Here is a 12,353-nt window from a genome sequence, read left to right as displayed (position 1 = left end):
CGACGGATTCTCTAATTGGGCGTTTGGGTCAAGTTCATTTCATTGTTTTGTTTCCGTCCTTTGGGATCGGGTCTCTCATCCGGGTCAAGCTTCTCTTCGCAGTCATTTTTGGTCCGGTTCGATTGGACCGCTGCATGCATGTGTTGGATCGGTCGCGGAGCGCCCAGCTTAGTCTCGCGCTTTGCGTGGCGCAGCAGCCGTTTTCGGCGTCATCTGCTGACCTCGTCCGGTGAGGGACGACCCCTTCTTGTGGTTCCTTTAATGACGTTGCGCCCGCATGCAGGGCGCTTTGATAGGCTTTATCGACGCACTCACGGTCAACCATGTTGAGTGCGAGCGTCATAGCTCCGGTCCCAAGTTCATTCGCGGGTCTGTTCTGGTCTTCAGCTAGCGCGTCATGTCCAAAAAGCCCAAGGACGAGTCCTCGAAGCTGATAGAATACGATCGTGTCGCCACCACGGGGAGCGGGGGTCCAACCAAGATCAGAGTAGAACATCTTCGATCGCTCGAGGTCGGCAACACCTAATGTAATCAATGTGGACCTGTCACGGTTTGATGCCGCTCCTTTGATAGCATCTACTGCAGCAAAGGAGACTGACTATGGGACTGAAACGGACGGCCGAATTCCGGCAAGATGCGGTGCGTATCGCATTGACCAGTGGGCTAACACGCAAGCAGGTGGCTGATGATCTAGGTGTCGGGATGTCCACGCTGAACAAATGGATCACAGCGCACCGAGATACAGACGTGGTTTCCAAAGAGGATTTGAGCCTCGCTCAAGAGAATGAGCGACTTCGACGGGAGATCCGGCTCCTCAAGGAGGAGAGGAAATCCTAAAAAGGCCACCCAGTTCTTCGCGGGCCTAAAGCAATGAGATTTAGGTTTATCGAAGAACACAGAGCCAACTTTCCAGCCAACCGGTTATGCGATGTCGTCGGTGTCAGCGCACGCGGTCTGCGTGCCTTCCGCAGCCGCCCTGCCAGTCGCAGACAGCGGTCTGATCTGGTCACGCTGGCGCATATCAAAGAACAGTCACGCCTCAGTTTGGGCAGCTATGGCAGGCCGCGCATGACTGAAGAGTTGAAGGAAATTGGTTTGGCTGTGGGGCATCGTCGCGTTGGTCGCCTGATGCGCCAGAACGGCATATCCGTGTTGAGAACACGCAAGCACAAGGTCACGACAGACAGCGATCACAAGTTCAATATCGCGCCCAACCTACTGGATCGGGACTTCACAGCGGATCAGCCGAACAAGACATGGGCTGGTGACATCAGCTATGTCTGGACCCGTGAAGGCTGGCTTTATCTCGCCGTCATTCTGGACTTGCATTCCCGCCGTGTGATTGGCTGGGCTGTTAGCAATCGGATGAAGCGAGACCTGGCCATCAGGGCGCTGAGAATGGCTATCGCCTTCAGATCACCACCGAAGGACTGCATCCACCACACGGATCGTGGCAGCCAATACTGTTCCCACGATTATCAGAAGATCCTGCGCCAACATGACTTCAAAGTGTCGATGAGCGGCAAAGGCAATTGCTATGATAACGCCGCCGTCGAGACCTTCTTCAAAACGATCAAAGCTGAGCTGATCTGGCGGCGGTCATGGCAAACCCGACGGCAGGCTGAAGCGGCCATCTTCGAATACATCAACGGCTTCTACAATCCGCGCCGCCGACACTCAGCACTGGGCTGGAAAAGTCCCGTCGCCTTCGAACGGAAAGTGGTTTAAACGAGCACTTGGAGCGGCACAAAAACGCGACAGGTCCAGGACGCCCCGACGGCACCTGGACACGCACAGACTTCGAATGGGACGCTGAGCATGATCAATATATCTGCCCAGAGGGTCACGCGCTTAAACAGTTCCGCCGGAATTACTCTGATCCAAACCGGGGGCCGTCGGGCAAGGGCACAGCCCGCTATCGCGCCTTGAAAGAAGTCTGCCAGGTATGTCCGTCCAAACAAAGATGCTGCCCCAACGCTGATGCACGCAAAATCACCCGCGAAGAGCACGAAGATGCGCGCCAGGTCGCCAGAGATCTGGCCAAAACTGAAGAGTACCAGATTGCGATGAAGCTCAGAAAGAAAGTTGAGATGCTCTTCGCCCACCTCAAGCGCATCCTAGGCCTTGGACGGCTCCGATTACGTGGACCGTGCGGCGCAAATGACGAATTCCTCCTCGCCGCCACCGCCCAGAACCTCCGCAAATTGGCGAAAATCTTTCCCGCACCGCAGCAAACGCGAAACGCCTGACCAGAAAGGCGCTCGTGCCGTGCTCAGGTCACCCCATTCTGCGACTGCAACACGTTGTTTTTCAACAGAATCCCAACATAGCGGACTTTGGTCGCTGTGCAGCATTTTTGATAAACGGGCTGATAGTGTTGAAAAACTCGAAAATTCCGATCATGCATTTTCTCGCCAAATTCCATCGCGCCTGAAAAGTCACCCCAGTTTGGACGGAGAAGGCCATGAGCGCGCGGCACGACGGCAATGCCGTGCTTTGGCCGACCCCTAGCTAAAATTTTCGACCGGCTTTCAACGGCTGGATTTTTCAACACCTTCCGTCAAAAATGGTGTTTTTCAACACTATCGGCTCGCAGCGGACATTCTCTGCTACAAGCCTGAATTGATAGATGAGCCCAAACCGGCCATCCGTCAAGGTCACGACGTGTGCAGCTGTGGCATGTCGCGATCCGCTGATTGCGGACATCCAACGAATATAGAGCTAAAGATTGAGTTGCGTCCCCAATTGTGCTGCTACTGGGCATTGAAGGTGAAGACTACATTCGCAAGGCGGTCTAGAATTCCTGCAGCAATTGGCTCGAATACGTTGAGTGGCAAAGTCCACGAAGAAGAAAGTGAAAAATGGGCAAGATTTCAGACTGTGTGTCACATTACATTAAGAACTGTCGGAATCGAACTCAAAGCGAGCAGGCCTACTTCGCGGCTCCGACAACCCTAGTCGAAGCAATAGATCTTACCGCTAGTCTTCAGGATTCAAATGGCAAGAGACATTCCCATCAGCGTCGTATCCGTAGTGTCGCTCGGGATGAAGCAGCGCGGGGATTGCATGCCAACATTGGCGCGATAGAGGTAGCAAGGAGTTTCGACGAGCTTCACAACATCATCGGCTCCATCATTGGTCCAGTCAGAGGTATCGGTGAATTGACGATCTACGACGTGTCGCTCCGCATTGGCGCGTTTCTACGTTTAGAACCCGAGGTCGTATACCTCCACGCGGGAACACGGGAAGGGGCTGCAGCCCTGGGTTTTTCTGGACCCTTGATCATGAAAGACCAACTGCCAGTCGAATTCAGTGTCCTTACGCCGTCAGAGATCGAGGATTTCCTCTGCATCTACAAGGGCGAATTTTCCGGACGGCGGTCGAGCTCTTCCACCTGTCGTAAGCCGGTAACGAGATCAACATGCATGCCTCTAGATGACAAAAAAGCGGGTAGCTGTTGAGTATACTGCGCAGGTGAACTGAAGGCCGCGACCTTGCGGCCTAAATACGGTGTCCAGTTGATTCCTGCGTACATGGACTTTTTAAGTGTTCAGTGCCGCCACGCGAAAAACGGTAGTTCCAGGGCAAAACCTCCGTCACTCAGAGCCCTGACCGGACATTTATCGCGCTCAGTGCGTTTGCATGTGCAGCGCGTCGCGAACGGTGCAAACCAGACATTCCCTGCGTGGTTTGTAGAGGGTGGTGACGCGCGAAAAAGCTATCGTGCAATCGTACTAATTAGGCCCTAAGGTGCGAGACAATAAGTTCTAATTTAACATCGACAGCCCACCGCTCATGGAGCGCCCATTTAGAAGCCCAATGGTGAAACTGTACTACTACACTGGCCAAAAACACCTTCGCGATCTACTCCAGAAGAAGAGAGTAAAGTTGTCGCGTTTCGGGAGATTCGGAACTCTGAACGATCCGTTCGAATTGGCTCCCTATGACATATCTGACCCGAAAATCCGATCACCTCACAAAGATGCTCTCAACCAAATCGGAAAGATGGCAGGCCTGATTTGTCTGAGCGAAACCTGGCGCTCGCCAGCAATGTGGGCGCACTATGCCGACAAACATGAAGGAGCCTGCCTAGAGTTCGAAGTTACACTCGATACTTTGACCAAAGTAAAGTATCGGAAGCAAAAACTGTTCCAGGGAATTACGTTAGACAATTATGATAGCAAGGTGAATGAAGACAACATCGAAAAGCTATTAAGTACAAAATCACGAGACTGGGATTATGAAAAAGAGCACCGGATATTAGTTCCGTTAGACAATGAAACGGTCATTTTTGATGATGGTCACCATTTCCTTCCATTTCAGAAGGATGACCACAGTACCTTTTTGCTCAAACGCGTTTTCGTCGGGTACAGGTGCGGCAAAGGCATTTCAAACATGTTGGAAGACTTGAAGGGCTACACTCACAAGGTTAAGGTCTTACAAACTCGTCCTGCATTTAAAAGCTTCAAGGTAACGCGTCAGAAAGATAAGAAATTTTGGAACTGGGATGAATGCAAGCAAGGAGAGGAATGCTCTCTTCCTGCAGTTCGAGCTGTTTTCGGTTGATTTGGGCACCTGTGCGGTCGTCCTCCAACCGGTGCTTCGATTGGTGAAACGAGCCCTTTCCGGACCTCCGCTAGCACGAGTGATTTTGCTAGAGCAGCATGTCGTGGACCGCAGAAACCGGACGTTAGATTTCCCAGATTGGAAAGGCGAGAGAACAGACAAAACCGTCATTCACCACGTGCTTACCCATGGCCGCTTTCGGAGATCAAGTTTGATGTTGTAGTCAAACTAGTCTTCGCTTTTGCTGTGGCAGACAACTTCAAGCTTAATGCCGTGAGGGTCGAGCCAATAGGTGGCATAGTGAGTTCCGTATTCTGGAAATTGGCGGGGCTCGTGTAGGATTTGCGCCCCCTGCGACAGCGCCCACTTGCCTTGTGCCTTGAGCCCCAACCTTGGACCGCCAGAAGCTAGATTTTTCCGGCTCTATCACGATGACGGGCTGGTGACGCCATCGGGATAATGCATGGCAATCGGGACGTTGTATCCGATTGCGCTGTGGGGTCTGTCCTCATTGTAGTGCCGACGCCAATCCTCCAGCTTTTCGCGGGCATCTGCAAGGCTCATGAACCAGTGCGCGTTCAGGCATTCCGCCCGGAGCTTGCTGTTAAACGCCTCAATGAAGCCATTGTCCGTGGGCTTTCCAGGCCGTGAGAAGTCGAGGGTAACGTCGTTGGCGTAGGCCCAGAGATCGAGGTCCCGCGAGATGAACTCGCTGCCGTTATCGACTCTGATCGTCTTGGGGTAGCCGATCTGCCCGCAGACCCGTTCGAGCGTCTGCACAACATCTTCGCCCCGATAGGTGAAGCGCGGATCGGCTGCAGGGCAGAGCCGGGAATGCGTGTCAACGACGGTCAGGATGCGCAACCTCCTACCCAGGGCGAGCTGGTCGTGAACGAAGTCCATCGCCCAGACATCGTTAGGCCCGACGGCTTCATGACGGTCTTCTCTGAGCTTTGCCTTCACCCGGCGCTTGGGGTGCTTGTTCCTGAGCTGCAGGCCCAACTCGTTGTAAATCCTGCGTGTCTTCTTCATGTTGATCACCCAACCCTCCCGTCTAAGAAGCACGTGGACGCGCCTGTAGCCATAGCGCACACGCGTCTCTGCGATCTCTTTGATCCGCCGTTCGACGGCAGCCTGATCCGTCCGCCGGGACTTGTAGTGGTAGGTGGATGTGTCGAAGCAGATGGCCCCACAAGCCTTCCGGATCGACACACCCCAATCAACGCACATCCCGGTGACAATCTCGCGCAAACGGCCAGGCTTCAGAGCTTTCGCCGAATGACATCCTGAAGCATCTCCCGATCCAGCGTCAGGTCCGCCACGATCTTCTTCAGCCGGGTGTTCTCGTCCTCCAGCGCCTTCAGCCGGCGCATCTCGTCAGGCAACAAGCCGCCGTACTTCTTCTTCCAATTGAAGTATGTCGCCTGGCTGATCCCAGCCTTTCGGCAGATCTCCGCGACCGGTGTGCCTTGCTCGCCCTGCTTCAGGATGAAGGCCTTCTGCGCCTCCGTGAACTTCGATGCTTTCATGCGATTCCGCTCCTCTCCCAGCCAGGGAAATTTAGCGGAAAACTCCAGCTCCGAACGATCCAGTTTTCAGGGGGCAGAGCATCGTGACCTGAGACCCGTTTCCTCCTCCAATTTGAGGTAGAGTTCGTCCCAACTAAGGAGACGAACGGAATGAAGAGATCACGGTTTAATGAAGAGCAGATCATTGCGATCCTGAAGCAGCAGGAAAACCCTTGATTTCATGCTTTCTGCGAAGCGAGATACCAAAGCAGCAAAGAAGTTCTTCGCCAACGCATTGCACAACAATGGCATCCCGAAACGGATCACCATTGACAAAAGCAGGAGCAACGCGGCCGGTATCAAAGAAGTCAACAAGATCTTCAAGCGGTTACAGTTACCGGTTAAGATCGACACTGTCAGATCAAAATACTTAAACAACATTATCGAGCAGGATCACCGGTTCATCAAGCGGCTCATGAGACCGATGCTTGGCTTCAAAAACTTCATCTCAGCTGCAGCGACACTAGCAGGAATCGAGACGGCCAACATGATCCGAAAGGGCCAACTTGGGGCTTCGACAAGCGGATTCCGTCAATTCGCAGAACTCGCTGGATAACAACCGCCTGCCAATGCGATAGCTCTGAACGACGCCAGAGTTTGCGACACAGCCATCTTGAACAGATCCGGTTTGTCGCGGCTTACCATCAGATAAACTGTCCCTGTCTTTACTCGCTTCGCCAGCCATCGGATCTCAGCGGAACGCCGTTTTACGCTTCTTGTTCGTTTCATTTCAGTTTTAAAACGCGGTTAGCCTTGTTTCTTTTCTCCCAGATATGCTTGACTTGGGCATGGGCATGATCCTTTTCGTCCTTTGAGATTTCGCCGGCGGGATTGCCATCGAGGTCATAGCGATGCTTGTGCTGAAGCAAGGCGCGGTGATAGGCAAGCTTGCGGGCTAGATAGACGCGCAGAACAAAGCGGAGTTGCTTTTGCGCGTCTCGATCTTGCAACCCGAACCTTTCAACCAGATCATGGAAGATGCCGATCTTCATGGGCCGGACCTGCAGATCCTGGAACACCACCGGCACCTGGTCAATCGCGCCATCAGGTAACCCCAGAACCTCCGCCAAACTTTCAACAAGCGCTCATGCTCGAACGGCTTGAGGCGGGTCAGGTGACTACGATCCCGCGGCGCACTGGAAGTTTGATCCTGTGGGGCAGGGGGCGCATCACCCTGCACAGCCGGTTTCGATTGCATTTCCGGCCGGGCCTGCAGCTCGGCCTTGCGATCTTGGGGTGATCGGGATGGACACCCCCGCACATCTTTCGGCTCCTGGGGGGTGTCGGCCGGCGTCGTGGCGCGTGCCACGATATCTCCGATCACCTGCAGGCGTGCCTTGTCTTTACTGCTCACTATATTGATCCTCCGGATCTCTCGATGTCCTGACACGCAGCGCGATGAGGCTGGCGTTGAGGCGCAGGGTATCACTTGCATGTCGCCTGGTCATCTCGACGAGGACGCCGCCGGGGGACCGGATGGGTTTTTCGGGATAGAAGCGGTTGCGATCAACCCCGACAAGTAAAGAATAGGCAAAGCATACCGATCCTGTTTTTGTTCTGGATTCTACTGCTTTCGAATGGATTAGGCTTACCAAAAAACTCGATTTCAGCCCCGACCCCCTGCTAAAACCGCTAAATCCGCTAAACGGATTCTCAGCTTCGACGGTTTACCCCCGCTATAGCGGAGTCGCAAACTGATTCCCGAAACCAAGCGAGGCGCGCCCTAGAGCCCCTAATTAAGGAATAGCAAGTGACATTCCAGTTTCCACCTCGCCTGATGCAGGCTAAAGCAGCCGCCTATTACCTTGGTGTATCTGCTTCGAAACTTAGAACTCTGGACATTCCTACAAAGGTCTCCGGCGCTAACAGGCTATACGATATTCGCGACCTCGACGCATACGCTGACGCGTTGCCTTATGACGGCTTAGACAGCGTAGAGGATGCATGCGCAGACGCCGACGCAGCGTGGGGAGGACCGCGAAAACCCCTGCAATGGCCCCAACGGAGATAGCCTGAATGCTGGTGTTCATAGACGAAACCGGCGACCCCGGTTTTAAGTTGGAAAAGGGATCGTCGGCCAACTTTGCGCTGGCACCATTACCCTTTCTTACCATTTGTTGTCATTTCTTATTGAATGGGTAACCCAATGGGTTATATAAACACATGCAAACAGTTGTTGAATTGCCGACCTTCACCTCTCATGCGGATGCCCTTGTTAGCGAGGATGAAAAGAGGGAAATCATAGACTTACTAGCTGCGGAACCCGAGTGTGGGGAGGTGATTCCCGGCACGGGTGGAATTAGAAAGGTCAGAGTAGCTCTTACTGGTCGCGGTAAGCGAGGTGGTGCACGGGTAGTTTACTACTACCTAGATACAACTATCCCGATATACGCACTGGCCATGTACGCGAAGAACATGAAGACGGACCTAACATCTCAGGAAAAGAAGGCTCTGGCGCAACTTGCCCAAGCCATCAAGAAACAAGCAAGGAGCAAAGCATGACACAGTTTGGTGACGACCTGATTCAAGCAATGAACGAAGCCCTTGCCCATGCAACGGGTGAGGGACCTGCAATTGTTCATGAGCCAGCCGACCCGAAAGCTGTCCGCAAAAAGGTCCGGCTGACGCAAAAGGAAATGGCCCCACTTATGGGCATGTCTTTGTCCGGTTACCGCAAATGGGAGCAGGGTGAGCGCTCCATAAGTGGCCCCGCTGGTGTCCTCCTCAAAGTTATCGAAAAAGAGCCCGAGGCGGTTGCACGAGCACTAGCGTGAACTGAAGTGGACATTTATCAAATTGATAAAAGCACACTCTACCCCCACGAGACAAAACCAGAATCCAACGGCGGGGCGGGGGGCTGCTAATCTCGCTAAAACCGCTAAACGGAAAAACTCAGTTTTGACGGCCATCCCCTGCTACATCTGCTACATGGCTTCCGTTTTTCCTGTTTGTTTAACCGTGTGACCGCTTGGCCATCCTCAATCGGCGGGTGCCTAGACTTGAATTGCTTGATTGTTTTTCAAGTGAATGCGCCTCCCTGGGGTGCCTGAATAAGTTGGTAATCCTGTTTGTTTGCTGTGTTTGATTTCCTTTGAATTATTTCAAACGCATGATGCGACATGGCAAGTGGTTGAAATCATTGATCGCACGTTTTAAATTGCTCTAGTTTAGAAGCCATCGCCCTGCGCCGACATGTGCCGCTGGCAGAATCACGTATTAGGCGGATAGCCTCCAAGGCATTCAACTGGGATGTTTGCAATCCGAGCGCCGGATAAGTGCAATTCACTACACATAGGGGTCGATTTCACACGTTCGAGCCAGTCGGGCCAAACACACTTGGGTTCGTGAACCTGCGGATCTCGATGCCTTTGTGTAAAAAGTGGAAGGAGCGACGAATGATCAGACGGCAACCGCCGCCTGTTAGTTATGGGTCGGTAACGTCAACCAGAGCTTTAATGCCGCTGACAGGAACCGAAGTCTTCCCTCGAACACTCCTATTCAAAACAACAAATTCACCGGTTTCAGCTTCGGGAACGTGATTGCTGAGGTAAAGGATATCTTGTTTTGGGATTAACAGCTCGATCTGGAGGTCTCCGTAGGCTCTGTTTCCTTCAGCCGTAAATCCGTTTAGTGTGTCCATTTCAACCAAAACTGTGTCCATACCTTTATGAACGGCTTTGACCTTGTCCTGCCATATCCCAGCGGTGTAGTCGCCCCCTCTCAGCGGTTGGTTCAAAGTGAAGCGGGAGTAGCCGAGGCGAAGGTTTCTCTTAAGAACCACGCTATCGCTAGCTGTAGCGGCTTGAGATCATAAACCCTTGGGCGCGAGATTATCGGGGTTTCTGGCTCAGATTATTTGAGACTGTAAATTGATTTGGGATCACATTAGTTGCGATTGGGCTCAGAATAAATGAGACGGGCTCACATTGTTGAGACTGGGATCGGTTAAGTGAGAACGTGCGCGCGCCGGAAGCTACCGTAGATCAGGCATGATGGCTTTCGCCTCAGCCCGGTTAACTCCGCCAGTAAGCGGCAACCGCGTCGCTGCACTTTCGCCATCGTGGTTCTGCGCCTGGTGATACCCGATTAGAACCGTCTCTACTGGCACCCAAGGGAACTGTGAGTTTCAGTTCAGGGTGTTCTTGAACGGTATCGGATGCGCAATGAAAGGGGCTGGATCGCCATTTTCATCGACCACCTCGATACCGTAGAGTGTGAGCGGCCGTTGCTCTGGATAATGCGTAGGCCGCTTTGTCCATTGAAAGCCATCTCCCTTGGGGAAACGGGTCACTTCAAAGGCGTCAATTAACTCGCCAGATTTGGTGCCGTCGCCTCCGTGCATGGATCAACTCACCAGTCGTTTTCCGGCTTTGGCAGCCTTGCGCTGCTTGGCTTCCATTGCCTTGCGCTGTTTGCGGTTGAGCGCACGGGTTGGCTGACGCATCCCGTCTGCCGCAGCCAAAGGCTTTTGGGAGCAGACCGGCGTGGCTTTGCGATGTTGCGGAGAAGCCTTCGAGCCATCTGGGGCAGGCAGTCTCGGGCCGATTTGCTCCCATTCGCCCGCGGCATAGATCTCTTCAAGCGTTACCTTCGAGCGCCTCAGGATGTAGTCTTCGGGCTTTGGAAGCTGTTCCGAGAACGTCCAACTCAACGGCACCTTTGCACCTCCAACTCCGGAACGGATGTAGCCGTCTTCCGTAATCTGAGCACCGTTTGCGTTGAGAATATCCAGAACGCAATGCTGCTCCCCGTTCTCAAGAATGACGCGCGTCCCCAATCGGACTTGTCCTTGCTCCCGGATGGCAATTTGCCCATTGGGTTGCTTGTCGCCCACCACGGCATGAACCAGACGGTCTTGGATCGAGCCAACCTCAAATCCGGTTGCGGCGCGGATCTGAGCGCCGTCGCTTTTCATGATCGTGCCATCGGTGCGGAGAATATCCAGCAAAGGCACATGCTGGCCTTTGAACTTGCCATCCGCGCAGAAGTAAGCGTGACCGGGCGTGACGCCCGTGCCCCAGAAATCGAGAATATGCTTGGCTGTGTTAGTCATAGTCCGCGTCACGGTTTTGGGTGCCAGTCGACCTCTATCGTCATAGGCGACAACCAGATCTCCGATACGGATTTCGCTGATAGGCTTCTCCCAAACTTTCGAAAGCACCAACTCTTCGTCATACGAGCCGTCATCTCGTGGCTTAATCGAAGGATCGGTCGGCCACATCTGGATAGGGGTGTCTTTAACAAAGCAGTGATCCTTTACGGACACAAGATTATATGTACCAAAATCACCAAACTCGATCAGCTGATACTCTCCGGAAATCAGCAAACCGTCCTCGCCTACAAACACAATTTCATAAGGGGTTCCCGGCCCGGCTATTATTCTTCCAGCCAACCGAGCAGCTTCCAACACCGGATTCCATGTGTTAGGGGAATAGTCGAATTGCTCGTTAAACGGCCTGATCTGACCCTCTACAAGAATATTCCCGTTTTCCAAAGTAGTAACGGTTCCACGAAAGCCAGCGGCAGTATTACCCCAAGTGAATGCTTCTTCAGATGCCAGCCCATCACTGCCGTAGTATGAGTGTGTCGCAGTTGCCCGCTCAGCACCGGTCTCTATCCTGATCGCTCGGTTCGTTTCGAAGCGAACTGTTGAGCCAGCGGGAAGACCGTCGACCGCTTGGCCAAACGGGGTTGCAAAATCTCGCGGTGAAAATACGTTTCCACCCCCTGACGTCATATGAGAAGACATATCGACGTAGACAGTTTCACCGTTTCCGTTTCTCCAATGTTCATCGGCTTGTTCACGTGACAAACTGGTAAACGGGTCACTTCTAGTGCCGCTTCCGCTCATTTTTGTATCTCCTCAAGATCTGAACAGAGAAATGAGGCCGTTGGGCTCATCGCAATCATATAGAAATAATCTGTTGTGGCACTTGCTGTCTGGCATAGTCCAAACATTGAAGCACCTTGTTGCTTGTCACGCTGATCTCCTTGCTGCAGACGACAGTCGTCGTATTCAGCAATCCCACTGAGGCCAGCTTCAGACATGTGTTTGAAGTAGTAGGATGTTGTTGTTTCTAAATAAGCCTGTTCATCTGGTTTGTAGATCTGAACAAAGACAAACCAACAGACTACAGCCGCGGCAATAAAAACTACAGAAAACAGGTATATTCTTGGCATTGTTCTGAATTTAGACATCGGTTTAAACGTTGTTTGTCA

12 protein-coding genes and 3 pseudogenes are annotated in these 12,353 nt (G+C 52.9%); 7 read left to right on the top strand and 8 right to left on the bottom strand.

The genetic code is table 11. The features are described 5' to 3' along the window. Positions 1–34: 34 nt before the first annotated feature. A complete protein-coding gene (locus ACR3ES_RS04180) occupies positions 35–535 on the bottom strand; it encodes a VOC family protein (protein WP_480424872.1) in 501 nt (166 codons plus the stop codon). Between the two features lie 65 nt (positions 536–600). Here ACR3ES_RS04180 and ACR3ES_RS04175 point away from each other — a divergent pair. Further along, positions 601–1,728 (top strand): annotated as a pseudogene (locus tag ACR3ES_RS04175) (IS3 family transposase). Positions 1,729–1,766: 38 nt separating this feature from the next. After that, positions 1,767–2,249, top strand: a pseudogene (locus ACR3ES_RS04170) (transposase); the annotation flags it as partial. A gap of 23 nt (positions 2,250–2,272) precedes the next feature. Here ACR3ES_RS04170 and ACR3ES_RS04165 read toward each other — a convergent pair. Further along, positions 2,273–2,551: a hypothetical protein gene (locus ACR3ES_RS04165; RefSeq protein ID WP_480634691.1), complete on the bottom strand. Its 279-nt coding sequence runs from the start codon at positions 2,549–2,551 to the stop codon at positions 2,273–2,275. A 1,454-nt stretch (positions 2,552–4,005) separates the two neighbouring features. On the opposite strand from ACR3ES_RS04165, the gene ACR3ES_RS04160 reads away from it, so the two are divergent. Further along, positions 4,006–4,566 carry a DUF2971 domain-containing protein gene (locus ACR3ES_RS04160; protein WP_480634690.1) on the top strand — a complete coding sequence of 187 codons (561 nt, stop codon included), beginning with the start codon at positions 4,006–4,008 and terminating at the stop codon, positions 4,564–4,566. 426 nt (positions 4,567–4,992) lie between these two features. On the opposite strand, the gene ACR3ES_RS04155 is transcribed toward ACR3ES_RS04160, so the two are convergent. Continuing rightward, a protein-coding gene (locus ACR3ES_RS04155) for an IS3 family transposase (RefSeq protein WP_170438333.1) occupies positions 4,993–6,095 on the bottom strand; the annotation gives its coding sequence in 2 pieces (ribosomal slippage) (positions 4,993–5,834 and positions 5,834–6,095; 1,104 coding nt in all). Positions 6,096–6,300: 205 nt separating this feature from the next. Here ACR3ES_RS04155 and ACR3ES_RS04150 point away from each other — a divergent pair. Beyond that, positions 6,301–6,690, top strand: a pseudogene (locus ACR3ES_RS04150) (IS6 family transposase); the annotation flags it as partial. A 169-nt stretch (positions 6,691–6,859) separates the two neighbouring features. Here ACR3ES_RS04150 and ACR3ES_RS04145 read toward each other — a convergent pair. Continuing rightward, positions 6,860–7,153 (bottom strand): ProQ/FINO family protein, encoded by a 294-nt coding sequence (locus ACR3ES_RS04145; protein ID WP_170438329.1) that lies wholly within the window; start codon positions 7,151–7,153, stop codon positions 6,860–6,862. 339 nt (positions 7,154–7,492) lie between these two features. Between ACR3ES_RS04145 and ACR3ES_RS04140 the strand changes: the two genes are divergently transcribed. From ACR3ES_RS04140 to ACR3ES_RS04130, 3 genes are all read left to right on the top strand, one after another. After that, positions 7,493–7,657: a hypothetical protein gene (locus ACR3ES_RS04140; RefSeq protein ID WP_480493468.1), complete on the top strand. Its 165-nt coding sequence runs from the start codon at positions 7,493–7,495 to the stop codon at positions 7,655–7,657. A 640-nt stretch (positions 7,658–8,297) separates the two neighbouring features. Further along, positions 8,298–8,636, top strand: coding sequence for a type II toxin-antitoxin system RelE/ParE family toxin (locus ACR3ES_RS04135; protein ID WP_170437052.1), 339 nt, complete (start codon positions 8,298–8,300; stop codon positions 8,634–8,636). Next, positions 8,633–8,908 (top strand): helix-turn-helix domain-containing protein, encoded by a 276-nt coding sequence (locus tag ACR3ES_RS04130; protein WP_170437050.1) that lies wholly within the window; start codon positions 8,633–8,635, stop codon positions 8,906–8,908. Before ACR3ES_RS04135 ends, ACR3ES_RS04130 begins: the two co-directional genes overlap by 4 nt. Positions 8,909–9,558: 650 nt before the next feature. On the opposite strand, the gene ACR3ES_RS04125 is transcribed toward ACR3ES_RS04130, so the two are convergent. From ACR3ES_RS04125 to ACR3ES_RS04110, 4 genes are all read right to left on the bottom strand, one after another. Then, entirely contained in the window at positions 9,559–9,915 is a 357-nt protein-coding gene (locus tag ACR3ES_RS04125) for a hypothetical protein (RefSeq protein WP_480424865.1), read from the bottom strand. A 345-nt stretch (positions 9,916–10,260) separates the two neighbouring features. After that, positions 10,261–10,476, bottom strand: a complete 216-nt coding sequence (locus ACR3ES_RS04120; protein ID WP_480424863.1) for a hypothetical protein — start codon at positions 10,474–10,476, stop codon at positions 10,261–10,263. 3 nt (positions 10,477–10,479) lie between these two features. Further along, positions 10,480–11,883, bottom strand: a complete 1,404-nt coding sequence (locus ACR3ES_RS04115; protein ID WP_480493259.1) for a hypothetical protein — start codon at positions 11,881–11,883, stop codon at positions 10,480–10,482. 98 nt (positions 11,884–11,981) lie between these two features. After that, positions 11,982–12,332 (bottom strand): hypothetical protein, encoded by a 351-nt coding sequence (locus ACR3ES_RS04110; RefSeq protein ID WP_480424860.1) that lies wholly within the window; start codon positions 12,330–12,332, stop codon positions 11,982–11,984. Positions 12,333–12,353: the final 21 nt, after the last annotated feature.

This window comes from Ruegeria sp. B1, assembly GCF_056535885.1.
This window is presented reverse-complemented; position numbering and strand designations above follow the sequence as displayed.